16 protein-coding genes are annotated in these 19007 nt (G+C 63.9%); 12 read left to right on the top strand and 4 right to left on the bottom strand.

What is annotated here, in order from left to right:
* Window positions 1–129 precede the first annotated feature (129 nt).
* From AC6I6X_RS15400 to AC6I6X_RS15385, 4 genes are all read right to left on the bottom strand, one after another.
* Complete coding sequence (locus AC6I6X_RS15400; RefSeq protein WP_497931431.1) at window positions 130–2439, bottom strand: amino acid permease; 2310 nt, start codon at window positions 2437–2439, stop codon at window positions 130–132.
* 240 nt (window positions 2440–2679) lie between these two features.
* Complete coding sequence (locus AC6I6X_RS15395; RefSeq protein WP_497931430.1) at window positions 2680–3123, bottom strand: universal stress protein; 444 nt, start codon at window positions 3121–3123, stop codon at window positions 2680–2682.
* A 365-nt stretch (window positions 3124–3488) separates the two neighbouring features.
* Window positions 3489–3998, bottom strand: a complete 510-nt coding sequence (locus AC6I6X_RS15390) for a hypothetical protein (RefSeq protein WP_497931429.1) — start codon at window positions 3996–3998, stop codon at window positions 3489–3491.
* A gap of 149 nt (window positions 3999–4147) precedes the next feature.
* Complete coding sequence (locus tag AC6I6X_RS15385) at window positions 4148–5434, bottom strand: RICIN domain-containing protein (RefSeq protein ID WP_497931428.1); 1287 nt, start codon at window positions 5432–5434, stop codon at window positions 4148–4150.
* A gap of 344 nt (window positions 5435–5778) precedes the next feature.
* On the opposite strand from AC6I6X_RS15385, the gene AC6I6X_RS15380 reads away from it, so the two are divergent.
* The 12 genes from AC6I6X_RS15380 to AC6I6X_RS15325 all read left to right on the top strand — a co-directional run bounded on the left by AC6I6X_RS15380 (window position 5779) and on the right by AC6I6X_RS15325 (window position 18970).
* Entirely contained in the window at window positions 5779–6303 is a 525-nt protein-coding gene (locus tag AC6I6X_RS15380; RefSeq protein WP_250138503.1) for a transcription factor, read from the top strand.
* Window positions 6303–6989: a DUF2110 family protein gene (locus AC6I6X_RS15375; RefSeq protein WP_497931427.1), complete on the top strand. Its 687-nt coding sequence runs from the start codon at window positions 6303–6305 to the stop codon at window positions 6987–6989. Before AC6I6X_RS15380 ends, AC6I6X_RS15375 begins: the two co-directional genes overlap by 1 nt.
* Before the next feature lies 1 nt (window position 6990).
* Entirely contained in the window at window positions 6991–7767 is a 777-nt protein-coding gene (locus tag AC6I6X_RS15370) for a DUF5803 family protein (protein ID WP_497931426.1), read from the top strand.
* 236 nt (window positions 7768–8003) lie between these two features.
* Window positions 8004–8783, top strand: a complete 780-nt coding sequence (locus AC6I6X_RS15365; protein ID WP_497931425.1) for a chemotaxis protein CheW — start codon at window positions 8004–8006, stop codon at window positions 8781–8783.
* 125 nt (window positions 8784–8908) lie between these two features.
* A complete protein-coding gene (gene cheY / locus AC6I6X_RS15360; protein ID WP_497931424.1) occupies window positions 8909–9271 on the top strand; it encodes a chemotaxis protein CheY in 363 nt (120 codons plus the stop codon).
* Complete coding sequence (gene cheB, locus AC6I6X_RS15355; protein ID WP_497931423.1) at window positions 9268–10497, top strand: chemotaxis-specific protein-glutamate methyltransferase CheB; 1230 nt, start codon at window positions 9268–9270, stop codon at window positions 10495–10497. Before cheY ends, cheB begins: the two co-directional genes overlap by 4 nt.
* Window positions 10490–14125, top strand: a complete 3636-nt coding sequence (locus tag AC6I6X_RS15350) for an Hpt domain-containing protein (RefSeq protein ID WP_497931422.1) — start codon at window positions 10490–10492, stop codon at window positions 14123–14125. The genes cheB and AC6I6X_RS15350 overlap by 8 nt, the downstream gene beginning before the upstream one ends.
* A gap of 28 nt (window positions 14126–14153) precedes the next feature.
* Window positions 14154–14759: a chemotaxis protein CheC gene (locus AC6I6X_RS15345; protein WP_497931421.1), complete on the top strand. Its 606-nt coding sequence runs from the start codon at window positions 14154–14156 to the stop codon at window positions 14757–14759.
* A complete protein-coding gene (locus AC6I6X_RS15340) occupies window positions 14756–15991 on the top strand; it encodes a chemotaxis protein CheC (protein ID WP_497931420.1) in 1236 nt (411 codons plus the stop codon). The genes AC6I6X_RS15345 and AC6I6X_RS15340 overlap by 4 nt, the downstream gene beginning before the upstream one ends.
* Window positions 15988–16506: a chemotaxis protein CheD gene (locus tag AC6I6X_RS15335; RefSeq protein ID WP_497931419.1), complete on the top strand. Its 519-nt coding sequence runs from the start codon at window positions 15988–15990 to the stop codon at window positions 16504–16506. Before AC6I6X_RS15340 ends, AC6I6X_RS15335 begins: the two co-directional genes overlap by 4 nt.
* The gene (locus AC6I6X_RS15330; RefSeq protein ID WP_497931418.1) at window positions 16503–17369 is read left to right on the top strand and encodes a CheR family methyltransferase; all 867 of its coding nucleotides are present in this window, start codon (window positions 16503–16505) and stop codon (window positions 17367–17369) included. Before AC6I6X_RS15335 ends, AC6I6X_RS15330 begins: the two co-directional genes overlap by 4 nt.
* Window positions 17370–17719: 350 nt before the next feature.
* The gene (locus AC6I6X_RS15325; RefSeq protein ID WP_497931417.1) at window positions 17720–18970 is read left to right on the top strand and encodes an RNA-guided endonuclease InsQ/TnpB family protein; all 1251 of its coding nucleotides are present in this window, start codon (window positions 17720–17722) and stop codon (window positions 18968–18970) included.
* Window positions 18971–19007: the final 37 nt, after the last annotated feature.

The raw sequence follows: 19007 nt of genomic DNA, 5'->3' as shown, positions 1-19007 counted from the left end.
TCGCGAGATCGTCTCGTCAGCGTACCGCGACGAACAGGGGCGACACGCCGGATCGCCGGTCCGACGACGGCTTCGAAGCGATTCGCAGAATACGAGCAAACACGCCCCTCCGACCCGTCGAGGGCGTTCCTACGGTTTCGTCCGGGCTTCGTTCGCCGGTTCGTTCCGTTCCGGGGCGCGATCGCGGGAACCGAAAATTCGTTCCCTGAGACCGCGCTTGTGACGCGTCTCGGCGAGCAGGACCGAGCACTCGACGTCGTCCAGCACGTCGAGGACGAGCGAGCCGCGGACAAGTCGCGAGAGCAGCCCCTTCTCGGTCGCGCCGATGATGAGCAACGTTGCATCCGTCGCCGCCTCCGCGATACGGTTCTCGACGTCGCCGGACTCGACGCGACGTGTCGCGTCCTCGAGTCCGTGGTCGGCCGCCCACTTCTCCAGGAACGCCTCCCCGGCGTCGGTATCGTCGGCGACGTGAAGGAGGGTCACCTCGGCGTCGAACTCCTCGCTGAGCGTCCCTGCGACTGTCGCCGAGAGCGCCGAGTCCGGGCCGCCGGCGGTCGGGACGAGGATGCGCGACGTATCGAAGCCGCGATCCTTGAACACGAGGAAGTCGCAGGGCAGGTTGTGCGCAAGTTCGTCGATCGCGGATTCCGCGCGGCCGGGCGCGTGGTGGGAGTCGTCTCCCCACCCCATCACGGTCATGTCCGCGTCGAAGGTCGTCGCGGCGTCGAACACTTCCTCGAAGGTCCGGTGTGAGAGGATTACGTACGTCTCCACGTCGACGCCGAGCGTCTCGGCGTCCGCTTTCGCGGTCTCGAGCAGTTCGTTGGCGGCGTCGTACGCGCCCCGGTCGCGGGCCGCCGCAAGCGACGTCTGGTCGGGCACGTTCGCGATGTTGACCGCGACGACGGTGCCGTCGCGCTCTTTCGCGATCGCCGAGGCGAGCGTGATGAGGTGTTTCTCGGTCGCCGGATTCGCCAGCGGCACCATCACGCGATAGGTGCTCTTTTCGGGCTGGACGGACGATGCCGCGGAGACGGCCGCGTCGGGCATCTCTTCGGAGCGATCGAGGATCCAGTTCGCGAGGATACCGGACGTCTCGACCTTCCGGCGCGCATACAGCAGGTACCACAGCGCCGCGAAGCCGACGAAGGCGACCGACAGGACGATGACGGTCGGTTCGATGTACGCGATCAGGGCGAAGGAGACGATCGCGCCGATAACCGGGACAAACGGGTAGAACGGGACCTCGAAGTCGGGATCGTAGTCCTCGGGGTCGGCTTCTCGCATCACGATCAGTGCGAGGTTGAGCAACCCGTAGACGATCAGGTGGAGTACCGAGCCAGCCGTTGCCAGCAACTCGAGATTGCCGGCGAGCAGGAAGAGGAGGATGAGGCCGCCGGTGATGGCGATCGACTTGTAGGGCGTGCCAAAGCGCGGGTGGATCTCGTTGAGTTTCGGTGTGACGATCTTCTCCCGGCCCATCGCGAAGTTGATCCGGGACGACGAGAGGATCGACGCGTTCGCGGAGGATGCGGTCGCCAGCAGGCCGCCGATCAGGAGCAGGCCGGCACCGATCGCACCGAATCCGTATCCGAGTGCACCGTACTGGCCGAACAGGAGTCGGGCCGCGTCGACGACCGCGGTATCGTTGTCCGCCACGAGGTCGTTCGGGACCGCCGCGAGGAGCACGAGGAGGAACAGCGCGTAGACGACGGTGACGATGACGACGGAGCCGATGACCGCGCGCGGAAGGTTCCTGCCGGGATCCTTGATCTCCTCGGCGACGGACGTGATCTGGACGAAGCCGAGATAGGAGACGAAGACGACGGCGGTCACCGGTAACACCTCAGTCGCCGTCCCCGGCGGTGCGATCGGCCTGAGCGAGTCGAGGTCGGCGTTGAACAGGCCGACGACGGTAAAGAGCGCCAGAATGCCGAGCAACGTCATCACGATGAAGATCTGGAGCGTCCCGGTCTCTTTCGCCCCGAGGTAGTTGACGGCGATAAACAGCAACGCACCGACGAACCCGATCAACTGGCCGGCCGAGAGCACGAGCGGCCCGAGTTCGAGGCCGCCGATACCGACCAGCGCGTTGACGTACTCGCCGAAGCCGTACATGTAGAACGCGGAGGCGAAGGCGAGGCCGATCCAGTTCGCCCAGCCGGTGATCGATCCGAACAGCGGTCCGAGCGCGTGATTGACGTAGAAGTACGCGCCGCCGGACTTGGGCATCGCCGTCCCGAGTTCGGAGGCAGACAGCGCGGTAAAGAGCGCGATGACCCCGCCGAGGACGAACGTCGCCGCGGCGAGCGGTCCGGCCCGTGCGACTGCCGTCCCTGGCAGAACGAAAATGCCGGCACCGATCATCGTCCCGATCCCGATCGTCAGGGCGGCGAGCGGACCGAGGTCCTTCGCGAGTTCTTCTTCAGTGCTCATGTCCACTCACCACGCGAGAAATCGCCCGGCAGGCGCTCGTGGACTGTTCCGAACTGGCCGCCCCGACCCCGGTCGTCTCACGGTCTCGTGGCGACGACTAGCGGTATCCATCTTCGAAGTCAACATATCTATTCGATAGGCGAAGTGAATTTGAACCTTTTGCATTTGCTGTATCGGAGAATCCCACGATTTTCGTCGACACGAATCGACGCGGGTTCGGCGTGTCGCGTCTCGGCGGGCTCAGTCCTCGCTACCGTCGACTTTGGGAAGCGCGACGACGGGCCGATCGGCCTCCGTGACGAGTTTCAGCGTGAGATCGCCGGAGAGGAATCGGGCGAGCCGACCGCCCTCCCGTGCCCGGTAGGCGATCGCGCTCGCGTCGACCTCGTCGGCGACCGCGAAGATCGAGTCGGCGACGTTCCGGCCGTACGCGACGTGGTCGTCGGCGTCGGGAAACACCTCTCGGATGGCTTCGAAGGCGTCCGCAGCCACTTCCTCGGACTGTTCGACCGGGGTCTTGTCCGGCACGCCCTCGCCCTTCTCGACGACGTGGAGTGCCGTGACGCGATTCGGGTCGTACGGCTCGAGCGCGCGCGCCGTCACTCTGGCGTCGGCCTCGTGTGCGACGGGAACGAGAACGTGTGCGAGCAGCTCGCGTGTCGGCGTCTCCGCTGGCTGGTCCATATCGTATAGAGGCGAACGACTATCAAAACGGTTTTGTGATTCGATTCGCCGACCGACTCTCCGGGAGGAGACTACGCGACGGAGTACGCGTCGTCCCGATCACGTCGTCCGGTAGTATCGAACGCCGTCGTCGCGTTCGGGTTGTAGCGTTCGGATCGAGCGAAGGTAGGGTCATTGGTCCGAGGACACGGTGTTCGATCGGCGTCGTAACCGGACTACGGACGACGATCGCGAACGGCGGGACGGTGGCGGTGATCGAGGTGGCGACCGAGGCGAGGACCTGTACCCCGTCGGCGTCGATGCCGTCGATTTCGATGGCGGCGTTTCCGGCGATCGGTGATTCGTAAGTCGGATCCGGATCACTCCTACCGTCGTTCGTCTGCGGTCGGGAATCGCTCGTCGGCCGGCTTTTCGAAGCACTCGACGTCCGCATCCGAGAGGATCTCACGGATTCGCTGGACGCCTTTCGAGTTGTCGACCTCGCGGGCCCGGTAGTGGCGAATCGGGTGTCGGATCCACGACGGCTCCCAGTGTGCGTATACGTCGGTCGTCTCCTCGTTCGGACCGACGTAGAGGGCGATGTGGAGCTGGTGCGTGCTGAACAGCGCGTTGTCGGGGTACCATACCCAGCTGGCCACCGAGATCTCGGGCGGGGCATCGTACTCGCGGCGCTTTAGCGAGGAGACGAAGTTGCGGACGAACCCGAGGCGGTGTAGCGTCGCTTCGAACTCGCCGTTCGGCGCTCGGACCGTGAGAGCGTACTGGTCGCGGGGCGTCTTCCGTTCGGCATAGAGGCCGACTGCAGAGAGCGGAAGGTGAATGACCGAAGCGATCGTCTGTCTGAACCGTTCGAAAAACCGGAGCCGGTGCGTCATATATTAAAAGACGAGGAAAGCGACTTTAATCTATCCTCCACATTCCGCGTGACCCGTTCGGCAAGAGATCGAACGTCGTCGGGCGAACCATACGACTAGTGGCGAGAACCGGCGGCGAGACGCGTGGGCGATCGAATACCCCTGCCGACTCACCAGTTGGCGACGACGCGGTGCATGCAGCCGTCGCGCTTGAAGTACTCGCAGTGCGAGCCGACGTCGTCGGAGACGTCGTGATCGTAGTAGTTGCCGGGCGTCCAGCCCTCGGCACCGGAGTATCCCAGCGCGTCGTCCCACTCGCCGACCTCGTAGATGACGTCGAGGACGCCGTCGTTGTAGCTGTGGTAGTTGTGTACCTCGCCCGCGGCGTTCTGGACGCCCTCGGCCCAGGTGTCCTCGATCGAGTCGTGGTCGACCGCGCCGCCGACGAGGTCGAGGGTGGCGATGCGCTTCCCGTGCTCGGCCAGGCGGTTCAGCGCCGTTAGCGTCATCATCGCACCAAGGGAGTGGGCCATGACACGAATCGTCACGTTCGGGTTTCGGTCGATGAACTCGGAGAGCCAGTCGCCGAAGTAGTTCCCGGCGTTCTTGGCCTCGTCCTTGGCGTCCCACCAGTCTAACGTCTTGGAATCGTACTTGTTGCCGATGACGGGGACGTTCACGCCCTCGTTCCTGAGGGCGTCCCCTGCCGTGTAGGCCTGGTCCTCGGCGGTGCCGCCGATCTCCTCGAGCCACCCGTGCGTGAAGATGACCAACGTCCCGTCGTTGTCGACGAACTCGGGGGACCACTGCTGGTTCTCGCCGCCCCACCAGTCCCACTGGAAGATTTTGGTGCCGTTATCGCCTTCGTAGTTGTCGGCGTCGACAACCTTACCGCTGTGCTGGGCTTCGAGTCTGAGGTCGCCGTTGCCGTCCGTGAGGAAGATGTCGAACGTCTGGTTGTCGTTGTCCAGCCACTCCCACTGGTAGACGTTCGCGCCGTCGTCCTGGGACGCGGCTTCCACGTCCAACACTTTTCCGCTGTGCTGGGCGGTCAATCGCCAGCCGTCGCCGACCCAATCGATCTGCCACTTCTGGTTGTCGCCGCCGTCCCAGTCCCAGAGGTGGACGTCGGCCCCGTCGTCGGTGGACGCCCCTTCGACCTCCATCACTTTGTCCGGGTAGTCCGAATTCACGAGACGGTAGGTCATCCCGTCCCGAACGCCGTTGAGGCGTCCGTAGTACAGGTGGGGGTAGCCAGTCCAAGCGTCGAGGTAGTCGCCGCAACTGAGCGCCGCCGCGTTTCCGGAGAACGCCGCGATACCGGTCGTCGCCGCCGCGGTCGTTCCAGCGAGCTTCAGGACCGTCCGTCGCGTGGGGTCACTGCCCTCGCTGTCGTCGGCCGCGACTGAGTCTGCCTTCGATTCCGTCGCTGATATGGGTGTGTCGGTGTTTGTCATTCACATACACCGCCCATAAATCACATATTCAATAATTAAAATTTTTCGGTTTCTCACGACGTTCAATATGATCGTTCCGGAGCGCCGTGTTCGACGGCAGCCGGATCCGGTACTTCATCGCCGGACAGCCAGACACCTGAACTCGAAACCGGTGTTCGTACGTACAGTCGGAACGTCTTCCTGTCGTCCCGTCGGATCGTCTCGAGTCACTGTCTGGCTCGGACCGGTACCCGCTGTGAGTCCGGTCGAGGACGGTGTCGGTAGCGGCCGAGGTCGCTGCCGAGTCCCGCGCCACCGCGGGCAGTTGACAAGACTTAATGGCCGGATGGCGTTATAGATAGGTAATGGCTTTTGAGGACCTGCTCGAGGATCCGGTCATCCAGAAGTACTTGCACGAGCTCGTCGGTCCCAAGGGAATGCCCGTCGCGGCGGCACCGCCGGACGGGGAAGTGACCGACGAGGAACTCGCCGAGGAACTCGACCTCGAGTTGAACGACGTGCGCCGGGCGCTGTTTATTCTCTACGAGAACGACCTGGCGACGTACCGTCGGCTCCGGGACGAGGATTCGGGGTGGCTGACCTACCTCTGGACCTTCGAGTACGACAACATTCCGGAGAATCTCGAGGAGGAGATGTACCGGCTCCACGAGGCCCTGGAGGACCGCCGGGAGTACGAGCGCAACCACGAGTTCTACCTCTGTGAGATCTGCTCGATCCGGTTCGAGTTCGGCGAGGCGATGGACTTCGGCTTCGAGTGTCCGGAGTGTGGCTCGCCGGTCGAATCGATGGACAACGACCGACTCGTCAACGCGATGGACGATCGACTCGAGGCGCTCGAGGACGAACTCAACATCGACGCAGGAGCCTGATGGTAGTACTCGCAACCAAACTGTACGTGGAGGGCGACGCCCGCGATCGGGCGCTTGACTCGCTCCGATCGCTCGTCGACAACGAGATCGGCGACCTGGACGTCGAGTTCGAGATCGGCGTTCGCCACGACGAGTTCCCGTCGGTAACGATCGAGGGCGACGACGCGGTCGTCGCGCGGAACGTCCTGCGGGAGGAGTTCGGCGAGATCGTCCCCGACTTAGCGCCCGGCGAGACCTACGTCGGGACCCTCGAATCGTGGGACGACGACGGGTTCGTCCTCGACGCCGGACAGGGCGAGGGGGTACGCGTTCCGTCGGACGAACTCCGGCTGGGTCCGGGGTCTCCCGAACAGATCCGCGAGCGCTACGGCCTGGTCCAGCACATGCCGTTGCGGTTCGTCTACGCGGACCCGGATGCGGACGGGCGGATCCGACTCGCCGACGACGAGGTCGATCGGCTCTACGAGTGGACCCGCGGAAGCGGCCGGCTCAACGTCAACAGCGCCACGCGAGCGGAGGTGCGGGCGACGCTCAACCGGGCCGGACACGCCGAGGATTACGTCACCGTCGAACGGATCGGTCTGCTCGAACAGAGCGTGATCTGCACCGAGGACACCGATCCGCCGGGACTGCTGGCGAGCGTCGGCGAGTACCTCCCCGCGGAACTGCGCTGTGTCGTTCCCTAGTATGAACCGACGGCTCGTTCTCGTGATCCTCGCGGTCGCACTCCTCACGACGGGCGCCGGCTGTTCGGCGATCTTCGGCGGCATCTCCGACGAGGAACTCGATCGCGAACAGGAGTACGACGATCTCAGGGAGAGCGACGCCGACGTCGCGATCGACATCGAGGGCGGGAGCCTGATCGGCGACGGCGAGTTCCGTGCGGTGTACGACCTCAACGACACCGAGGAACTCTCGCTGTACCGGTCGACGTTCTACCGCGACGAGGCGCTCGACATCCACAGCGTCCGCTACTGGTACCCGAACGGGACGGAACTGAACGGCTCCGAACTCGACGTCGACCAGAGCCGATCGAGCACCGAGGTCCGCGTGCCGGACGGCAACGGCACCCTCGCGTTCTCGGGGGCGGCAGGCGGCAAGACCTTCCGTCTGCCGGCGTACGTGACGGGGTCGTACGAGGTGACCCTCCCGGAAGACCACCGGACGACGAACTTCCTGTTCGGCGACGTCACTCCGGGCGGCTACGAGCGCGAGACGGTCGACGGCAACCGGGAACGGCTGGTCTGGGACGAGGTCGACAGTACGATCTCGCTCAGGTACTATCACACCAGGGACATCGCGCTGTTCGCCGGACTCGTGGGAACGGTCGTCCTGCTCGGTGGCGTCGGGATCGGGTACTACTACCGGAAAGTCAAACGGCTTCGCGAACAGCGAGAGGAGATGGGGATAGACGTCGACCTCGATGACGACGACGACGGCGGCCCACCGCCGGGCTTGCGGTAACGACAGCTGGTACGGCGCCGACATCGCCGTCGTCACGCGAATTTGAAACCGACGTCATCGGACACGTTCGGTACCCACTACAAAAAATACGTCTCGTGTATTCGGCGACCGGTACCGACGCGGGACTGTCGTCAGATCGCCAGGTTCGGCCGGATAACACGATCGGTTCCGTCAGCGTCCGTGACGGTGTCGGCAGTCAACGTTTTATTGGTGGAATGTGATAGACGAACAGGAACATGGCCCCGGATCTGCCCGAAAAGCTTCTCGGGATTACTATCGACGACACTGACGAGCGACGAGAGGAGTCGGACGGTTCGGTCGACGAGGAGGAACGACGACAGTTCGTCTTTATCCGCCTCGGAGAACACCGACTCGCACTCCCGGTCGACGAGGTGAAGACGATCACCGAACCCCCGGCGGACCTGACGCGGGTACCCCGATCGCCGCCGGCAATCGAGGGGGTGACGGATCTCCGGGGCGACATCACAGCGGTCGTCGATCCACGTGTTCACTTTCCCGTGACGGACGATCAGTCGGGACGCCAACGGTTGCTGGTCTTCGATCGTCCGGCCGATCAGCAGTCCGCGGGGATCCGGATCGACGACGTGATCGGCGTCGAAGCCGTCCCGGAACGGAACGTCCTCGACGAGGCCGCCGTCGAGGACCGTGACCTCTCGGGCGACGCGCTCGAGCACCCGCTCGTCGTGGCGCTCGTCGAACAGGAACGCGAACCGGACCGTCCCGCGGGGAGTGCCGTCGCGACGGCCGACGAGGAGGGCGCCGTCGACACCGGGACCGCGAGCGGACTGGGCGGTGTGGCCGCGCTATCGCGGGGTCAGTCGATGGGGAGCGGCCTCGAATCGATCGGTGAGACGTTCGATATCGACGCCGACGAAGCGGTCGACGACGCGGCGGAATCGGACGACGAGACCCGGGAAATCGTCGTCGAGACGACCGCGGTGATCGACGTCGACAAACTGCTAGTAGCGTCGGGACACGGCGCGAACGGCCCGTAGACGGGATCTCAGATGTCGGGGTCTGAGGCGCCTCTCACAGCCGTATTCGTCGTTTATCATTACTGATAATCGAGAGACAGCATTTATGGTAGTTGTATTTCTATCAGCGGTTGGTGTACTACTGAATGTCGACAGGGGTGCTCATCGTGGACGACTCTCATTTTATGCGGAATTTACTCCGACAGATCCTCGAGCAGGATTACCGCATTCTCGGAGAGGCGTCCAACGGCGCTGAAGCAGTCAAACTGTACAAAGAACACGATCCGGACATCGTAATGATGGACATCGTGATGCCGAAATGCAACGGTATCAAGGCCACCGCGGCGATCAAGAAACTCGACCCCGATTCGCGCGTCATCATGTGTACGAGCGTCGGCCAGCGGGAGAAGATGAAACTCGCCGTGAAAGCTGGCGCGGACGGCTACGTCACGAAACCGTTCGAAGAACCCAGCGTCAGAAAAGCCCTCTCCGACGTCGTCGCTGCATGACGGGAGTACTCGTTGTCGACGACTCGCAGTTCATGCGGACAGTCATCGGCAACGCGCTCTCCGACGCTGGCTACGACGTCGAAACGGCATCGAACGGCGCGGAGGCGATCGACGCCGTCGCGGAGTACGATCCCGACGTCGTGACGATGGACGTCGAGATGCCCGAACTGGGCGGGATCGAGGCTGTCGAGCGGATCATGGCGACGAATCCGACGCTCATTCTCATGCTCAGTGCGTATACGGAAGCGGGCACGGAAGCCACGCTCGACGCGCTGGAACGCGGCGCCGTGGAGTTCCTCCACAAGCCGGACCCCGGCAATCCGGAATCGAAGAACATCGCACACCTCGCCGACGAGGTCGTCGAGACGGTCGACGAACTCGCCGACGCGGACGTCTCCTCGCTCGCTCTCGCCCGGGCTGCCGCGGCCGTCCACTCGACGAGCAGTGGCGGTGCGACGGAGGCCGTGAGCAACAGGGCGACCACGCCCGCGGCGGGCCCCGTCACCGAAGCCGGGACGGCGACGGCCTCGCCGGGAGCCAGTCCGACACCGGTTCCCGGGACAGGTGCCGATCCGGTCCCGGCAGGTGAGGACGAGGCGACCGAACCGGTTCCGATCGACGACGAACCCGACGTCGGTCCGACGATCGTGATCGGTGCGTCGACCGGCGGTCCGAAGGTCGTCGAACGACTGTTCACGCGGCTGCCGGCGGCGCTGGGTGCGACGGTCCTCGTCGTCCAGCACATGCCAGTCGGCTTCACCGGTCGGTTCGCCGATCGGCTCGACTCGTTGAGCGAGTACGACGTCCGCGAAGCGTCGGACGCCGATCGACTCGGCCCCGGCGAGGCGGCGGTCGCACCCGGCGATCACCACCTCGAAGTGTCACTGGCTATCGATGAGACGCTCGTGCTTCGACTGGACGACGGGCCGCGGGTCCACGGCGTTCGGCCGGCGATCGACGTGACGATGGAGACCGCCGTTGGGGCGGGCGCCGATCCGCTCTGTGGCGTCGTGCTGACCGGCATGGGTCGTGACGGGGCCGCCGGTATCGAGGCGATTTCGGCCGCCGGCGGCCACACCATCGCCCAGGACGAGGCGACGAGTCCGGTCTTTGGCATCCCCTGTCAGGCGATCGAAACGGGTTGTATCGACGAGGTTGCCCCCGCGAGCGAGATCGTCGACGAGCTCGTCGACGCGTTTGCAACGGACGGTGAGAACGATGACTGATTACGTGACCGATTTCGTTCAGGAGAGCGACGAACAAATCACGGAGTTGAACAACGCCTTACTCACGCTGGAGCGTGACCCCGACGACGACGAGGCGATGGAGAACATCTTCCGTATCGCCCACACGCTCAAGGGGAACTGCGGTGCGATGGGACTCGAGTCGGCGAGCGATCTCGCCCACGCGATCGAAGACCTCCTCGACGCAGTCCGGGCCGACAACCTCGACGTCACGTCGGAGTTGATGGACGTCGTCTTCGACGCCGTCGACGAACTCGAGACGATGATCGACGAGGTCGAGGCGACCGGCGAAATCGAGACCGATCCGTCGGCGACGATCGAGGCCCTCCGGGATCAACTCGGAGAGCCGTCCGGGCCACCGTCGATCGATCCGCCGAGCGAGGACGAGATCGACGACGTCCTCTCGCGGTTCGACCCGCCGGCCGACGACGAACACGACGCGTATCTCGCACGCCTCGCGATCACCCCGGACGAGGAGATCAACAACGGCCCGCTGGTCGTCGAGGCCCTGATCGACGCGTTCGACATGATCGGAACCGTGCCCGGGCGCGAGCGGATCGACGCCGACGAGTACGGCGGGTGGTTCGACGCGGTCTTCGGCAGCGCGGTCGGCGAGGCCGCGATCCGGTCCGGGCTGGAACCGGTCGACGAGGTCACCGACTTCGAGATCGTCGACGTGACCGATCGGTTCGACGCAGCCGCAGTTGGCTCCGATGGAGCGACCGACGGAACCGCGGACGAAGCCCGACCCGTCGCCGACGAGGACCTCGCGGGCGGACTCTCCAACGAGGAGGCCCAGGATCTCGAGGTCGACGAACTGCTCGACCAGTTCGACGAGTTCGACGACCTGGACGAGAAGGTCGAGGAACTCGAGGACGACGACCTGGACGCGTTCGACGAGATGGGCGACGCGGGATCCTTCGACGACCTCCTCGACGAGGCGGACGTCGAGGACGAGCCCGCACCCCCCTCGGACGACGAGACCCAGGACGCCGAATCGGCCGACGTCGCGGCCGGGGAACCCGCCTCGGCTGGCAACGAGGAAGTCGACGACGCCGGTGCGGTCTTCGAGGAACTCAAAGACGAGGTCGAGATGGTCGGCTTCGACGAACTCCAGGACGAACTCGAGGACCTCGAGTTCGACGAGTTCGACGACGAAGACGAGGTCGACATGGACGAACTGCTCGGCGAGGACGTCGACCTCGACGACGACTCGTTCCTCGAGGACGAGCCCTCGGACGACGCGATCGACGAGATGCTGGGCGACGACTCGCCGGCCGACGCGGACGGCGTGCTTGGCGACGACGAGTCGCCGGAAGCGGCCGACGCCGCGGTCGATTCCGACGACGCGCATGTCGAGGACGACTCGGCGATCGACGCTGGCGCCGACGCGACGACCGACGAGACTACGTCGACCGGATCCGCGGACAGTGCGGCCGCGACGGCCGAACCGGACGACGCGGTCGACGAATCCGACGCGGACGAGGAATCGCCGATCGAAGCCGGAGAAGACGGTTCCGAGACGGCCAGCGCCGACCAGAACGACGACATCGAGCGCGACCCCGACGACGTCACGGCGGAGACGATCGACGCGGACTCCGTGACCGACGAGTCGGACGCCGACGCGGTCGGTGACGAGTCGGCGACGGCGGCGGACGACGCCGATACGTCGCCGATCGAACCCGAGGATGGCGGATCGCCCGGCGCGACGGACGACGCAGTCGAGGCGGAACCGGCAGGCGAGGTAATCGACGATGCTCCTGCCGCCGACTCCGACGTCGAAGCCGCGTTCGACGACACGGCGGCCGTCGCGGACGACGACTTCGCGATCGACGAACCCGCCGCAGACGATGAAGACGATGATTTCGAGGTCGACGAATCCGTCGCGGAGACCGACGACTCCGTCGAGACCGGGTTCGAGGCGTCCGACGCGGGCACGATCGAGTCTGACGACTTCGCGGTCGACGAGGCCGATTCCTTCACGGACGGGGTCGACGACCAGTTCGAAGACGAGGACACGTTCGACGACGACGCGTTCGGCGCTGACGTGATCGACGACGACGCGTTCGAGGATGATTCGTTCGACGACGACGCGTTCGGCGCTGACGTGATCGACGACGACGCGTTCGGCGCTGACGTGATCGACGACGACGCGTTCGAGGATGATTCGTTCGACGACGACGCGTTCGAGGATGATTCGTTCGACGACGACGCGTTCGACGACGACTCGTTCGACGACGTGCTCGACGATATCGGGTTCGAGAACGACGATGCGATCGCAGATGGCGAGTTCGACACCCCGGACACGGAGTTCGACGCGGCGGACGACCCCGTCGACGCGTTCGGAGACGACGCGGTCAATGCGGCCGACGAGGACGACGTCGTCCGGGTCGTCGACGAACCGGAGTTCGAGATTCCGGACATCACGATCCCGGAGCAATCCGATCGGCCGAACGCCGAGCAACAGACCGACGAAATCCAGTCGGTCCGGGTCGACGTCGAACAGATCGACTCGCTGCTGACCCTGGTCGAGGGACTGGTCACGAGTCGCGTTCGCCTCCGGCACGCGATCGAAACCGGGCAGGACTTGCAGGCGATTGCGGCCGAACTCGACGACCTGGAGGACCTGACGACGGACCTCCAGGAGACGGTGATGGACGTCCGTCTCGTGCCGCTCGAGACGGTCGCGAACCGCCTGCCACGCGTGGTGCGCGACATCGCGCGCGAACAGGACAAGGAGGTCGCGTTCGAGATGACCGGGGAGAGCGTCGAACTCGATCGGAGCATCCTCGATCGGATCGGCGACCCGCTCATCCACCTGGTTCGCAACGCGGTCGACCACGGGATCGAGCCCCCCGAAGAACGGGAGTCCGCCGACAAGTCCCGGGAGGGGACCGTGGCCGTGACCGCCGATCGATCGCGCGACCAGGTCCGGATCACGGTCTCCGACGACGGGAGCGGCCTCGATCCGAATCGCCTGCGGTCCGAGGCCGTGGATGCCGACATCCTCACGGAGGACGAGGCGGCCGACCTGTCGGACGACGAGGCGTACGACCTCATCTTCCACCCCGGTCTCTCGACGGCCGACGAGGTGACCGACGTCAGCGGCCGCGGCGTCGGGATGGACGTCGTCAAACGGACGATCGAGGACCTGAACGGCACCGTCGAGATCGACAGCGAGGCCGGTGGCGGGACGACGGTGACGATGACGTTACCGGTGTCGGTCGCGATCGACGACATCCTGTTCGTCGAGTGTGGCGGCGAGGAGTTCGGCGTCCCGACGAAGGCCGTCGCCGACATCGAGGACGCGTCCGTGATCGAGGCCCGAGACGGCGAGCCCGTCCTCTCCGACGAGGAGGGGGAGTGGTCGCTCGTCCAGCTCGACGAGGTGCTCGACACGCCACGAGCCGGCGCCAACGGTGACGGGATGATCGTTCGCATCCGCGACGAGGTCCGGCCGATCGCACTTCACTGCGATCACGTACACGGCCAGCAGGAGGTCGTCGTCAAGCCCTTCGAGGGCTTCATGCGTGGTATCCCCGGACTCAGTGGGGCAACGGTGCGGGGTCGGGGAGAGGTAGTCAACATTCTGGACGTGACGACACTATGAACGAACACGAACACCCACAGAGGAACCTATGACGATGAAAGTCGACATTCGGAAGCTGAGTTTCATCAACGAAATGGCAAAGGTCGGCACGAACGGCGTCGCCGACAACATGAGCAAACTGACGGGCGAGGACGCCCAGATGGAGGTCACGAAGACGAACTTCATCGACGTCGACGACATCGAGAGTCAACTCGATCCCGGGAAACGAGTCGGCGTCCGCGTTCGGCTCCTCGATCCCCCGCACGGACACATCCTGATCCTGTTCCCCGAGGCGAGCGCGAAGAAGATCACGGCGATCATGCTTCGCGACGTCGTCGACGACATGTCCGACGTCTCCGGCAAAATGGCCAGAAGCGCCGTCGAGGAGATGGGGAACATGATGGCGAGTGGCTTCATCGACGGCTGGGCCGACGTGCTCGGGCGGGCGATCGATATCGCGGCGCCACAGCTAGTGTACGCGCCGGCAGGCGACATCGTCACCCGAACGGCCAGCCTCGGCGGCGACGACCTCGCGCTGTTTTTCGACTCCGATCTGACCGTGCCGAGCTACCAGATCGAGGCGGAGATATACGCGTTCCCGGACCTCGCAGAGTTCGTCGAGATGGTCAACGGAATCGAAGTCCAGCCTGCATGAAGCTCGACGTCAACGCGCTCGGGACGTTCTATCGCATGGCTCGCGAGGGCGCGGGCCTCGCTGCCGGCCGGCTGACACACATGACCGACGTCGAGACGCAGGTCGGGGTCACGAAACTCAACTTCATGCGTGGTCGGGAGATCCGCCGCGACTTCGACGACTCGAACGAGAAGGTCGGTATCCGCGTCAAACTCACGGGCGCCATCGAGGGCTACTCGGTGGTGATCTTCGAACGCGAAAATGCGCTCCGACTCGTCGAGACCCTCCTCTCGGAGGCCGACGGCGAGGAATTCGACGAGATGACCCGGAGCGCCGCCACCGAGGTCGGCCACATCATGAACAGCGGGTTCATCGACGGCTGGGCCGACGTCCTGGAGGCCGTGATCGACGTCTCGACTCCCGAGTTCGTCGAGGGCCAGTCGGCGGAGACGTTCTTCGGCGACATCGCGGAAGCACCCGACGACGACGACCTCGCCCTGCTCTTCCAGAGCCGGATCGAGACCGTCGGCACCGAGGTCGGATTCAGCCACTATCTCTTCCCGAAACGGGAGTCGATGTCCCAACTGTTAGAACAGCTCCGGACGAACGACGGGATCGAGTACGACAAACTCGACGGCTTCGATCGGATGGCCGAACGCGGTGCCGAAGAGATGGCCAAGACGGCGACGACCCTGACCGGGATCGACACCAGCGTCGAGATCCGCCGGTTGAACTTCGTCTCGCTCGAGGCGATCCCCGAACAGGTCGCGAACGAGAAACTCGTCGGCGTCGCTTTCGAATTCGACGGGATGCCGAGCGGCTATCTCGTCTTCATGTTCGACGAGGAGTCGGCCCACGAGATCGTCGACGCGATGGTCCCGACGGAGATCGAGGAGGACGGATTCGGCGAGATGGGGACCAGCGCGATCAAGGAACTGGGCAACATCATGGCCAGTGGCTTCCTCGACGGCTGGGCGAACGTGCTCGACACGACGATCGACCACTCGACGCCGGAGTTCATCCACGACATCGGGGCGGCGGCGGTCGATCCCGTCATCATCCAGCTCGGGGAGAACCAGGACTTCGCGTTCGTCTTCGACACCGTCGTCGTCGCGGACGGATGCGAGTTCGACTGCGAAGTGTACGCCATCCCCGACGAAGACGACCTCGAACGGGCACTGAACGATCTCGACGTCGATCGGATCGAGGAGGCACCGACGACTGCGGAGTTTCAGGAAGTCGATAACGCATGAAGACCTACGGCTCAGAACCGGGCGCACCGACGCCGGTCCAGGTTGGCATCTCCGAACTGGTGGTCAGCGAGGGCGACGACACGCTCAAGTCCTACGGACTCGGGTCCTGTCTCGCGATCGCACTGTACGACGAGGACTCCGCGATCGGCGGCCTCGCACACTCTATGCTCCCCGACGGCGATCAGGCCGAAAACAGCGACGTCAAACCCGGAAAGTACGCGGATACGGCGATCCGCGCGCTCCTGCGCCGGATGGTCGAGCAGGGGGCCAACTACACGACCGTCGAAGCCAAGATCGCGGGCGGCAGCGACATGTTCGAGTTCGAGAGCTTCGGCGACGGCGTCGGCCAACGAAACATCGCCGCCGCGAAGGAGGAACTCGAGAAACTCGGGGTCCCGCTCGTCGCGGAGGACGTCGGCGGTGAACACGGCCGCACCGTCGAGTTCACGCCGGGATCGGGCACGCTCGTCGTGAAGACCTCCGCCGACGACGTGAACGGAGTGACGGAACTGTGAGCGACGATCGCGACGCGAACTTTACCGCCCTCCTCGAGTACGTCGAGGACGAACTGGCGTTCGCGACGAGCCACTACAACGATAGCTACCTGGATCGACGCATCTCCTCCCGGATGCGTCGGACACAGACAGACACGTACGGCGAGTACTTCGACCTGTTGCGCGAGGACGCCGACGAACAGGAGGCGTTGCTCGATTCGATGAGCATCAACGTCACCGGCTTCTTTCGCAACCCCGACGTCTGGGCGGGCATCCGCGAGGTGCTCCGATCGCTGTCGGCCGCCAACGACGCCGTCCGCATCTGGAGTGCCGCCTGTGCGGACGGTCGGGAGCCGTACTCGCTATCGATGCTCGCTCGGGCCGATCCAGGGATCGACGAGTCCGGCGTTTCCATCCTCGGGACCGACATCAGTACTCCGGCGCTCGAGACGGCCCGATCGGGCGTCTACGAAGAGTCCCGGACCGTCGACCTGGACGACCAACTCGACTTTCTCGACGACTACCGCGAGTACGTCGACGTCGACGGCAGACGGTACGAGATCGGGCCCGGGGTGAAACGAAACGTTAGCTTCGAACGCCACGACCTGATCAACGACGAGCCAAAGTCAGGGTTCGACCTCGTCGTCTGTCGGAACCTGTTCATATACATCGACAACGCGTACAAAGAGCCCATGCTCCGGACGATTTCGCGGTCCCTCCGTCCGGAAGGCTACCTCGTCATCGGCAAGGCGGAGACGATCCCGCCGAACCTCAAGTCGGCGTTTTCAGTCCGCGACGCCCGGCTTCGAATCTATCAACGCGACCCAGCTGACGCCGAGGGCGAACCCAACACGGGCCGTGTAGACACCGGTTCCAGCATCTGATACTGGTTTTTCCGGCGACCTGCGACTTGATCGTCGAGAGCGCCGCGTCAGTCCCTGCGTCTGCCACTCGAGACCTCGTCCCGCCGATCGTCACTCCCCCCTCGTCGGTCGATCGGTCCGGAACTGGACGCTCATCCACGACTGTCGTCGATTCAGGCCACCATAAAATGCACCGGCGTGTGGCGACCGGACGACCCGTTGCGGGTTGTCTATCTTTAATCAGCGAGAGAATCCCGGCGTTTACGCCGGGCGTGAATCGCGTCACTCGACTACCACGCCACCGTTGATAGCAGAATGGATGTTCAACACTAATCCATACCATCAAGTTGGGTTTTCTACATAGGCTATGTATGGCGATTCAGGTCACTCGCACCTACGTTGGTTCCATTCAGAACCAGCGACAGGTCTGCGATGACCTCGACTCGCTCGGCGATTCTGCCTCGAAAATCTGGAACGTCGCACGCTGGACAACCGACCGCATATGGGAAGAAACCGGCGGAATTCCCGATGAAGGAACGCTGAAAGCGTACATGAAGAACCAAGCGTGCTGGAAAGACTTGAACGCACAATCCAGTCAGAAAGTCATCGAAGAACTGTCTGACGCTTTCCAGTCGTGGTTCAACCTGCGGCAAAAAGACGACGAGGCGAATCCACCCGGCTACCGCAAACACGGCGATACTCGCCTGCGAAGCACGGTCACCTTCAAAACAGACGGCTTCACACACGACCCCGAAAACAACCGTATCCGACTCTCGAAAGGCTTGAGCCTGAAAGAGAGTTGGTCGGACTTCATCCTCTGTGAATACCAGACGCGCCCGGATGTTGACCTCTCAGAAGTCAACCAGGTGCAGAATGTCCGAGCGGTCTGGAACGGCAACGAGTGGGAACTGCACTTCGTCTGCAAAGTCAAACTCGAAACCAACGATTCGGCAGGCGACGGAGTGGCGGGCATCGACCTCGGCGTCAAGAACATTGCCACGGTCGCGTTCCCAGACGAGTACGTCCTGTACCCCGGCAACTCGCTCAAACAGGACAAGCACTACTACACACGTGCCGATTACGACACCGAAGGTGAGAACGGGCCGTCAGAGAAGTCGATATGGGCACGACAGAAACTCACTAATCGTGAAACCCACTTCTACCACACCCTCACGGACACCATCATCACCGAATGCGTCGAACGAGAGGTTGGCACGCTCGCGGTGAGTTGGCCCGAGAAAGTTCGAGAATGGGATTGGGGGAGGACCGGAAACAAAAAGTTACACACGTGGGCGTTCGACCGTATCTACCAGTATCTCGCGTACAAAGGCGAAGAACATGGCGTTGAGGTGCTGAAGGAGAACGAGTGGGATACCTCGAAGACGTGTTCACGATGTGGCGACGACACGAAGTCGAACCGTGTCGAACGTGGCCTGTACGTCTGCTCGTCCTGTGAGTTGGTCGGGAACGCGGATTGTAACGGGGCGGAGAATATGCGCCAGAAGATAACTCCGAGTCCTCATGGCGAGGATAGGAGTAACGGCTGTGTGGCACAGCCATCGGTACACCTGTTCGACCGCGAGAGCGGGACGTTTCGTACGAGAGAACAGGTCGTGTCGTAGACCGGCAAATATCCCAACCTGCGGTACGGGAAGCCCC

The sequence above is a fragment of the Halosolutus sp. YCN4 genome (assembly GCF_059736495.1).
Note: the sequence above shows the minus strand (reverse complement) of the source record. Positions and strands in the feature narration are given on the sequence as shown.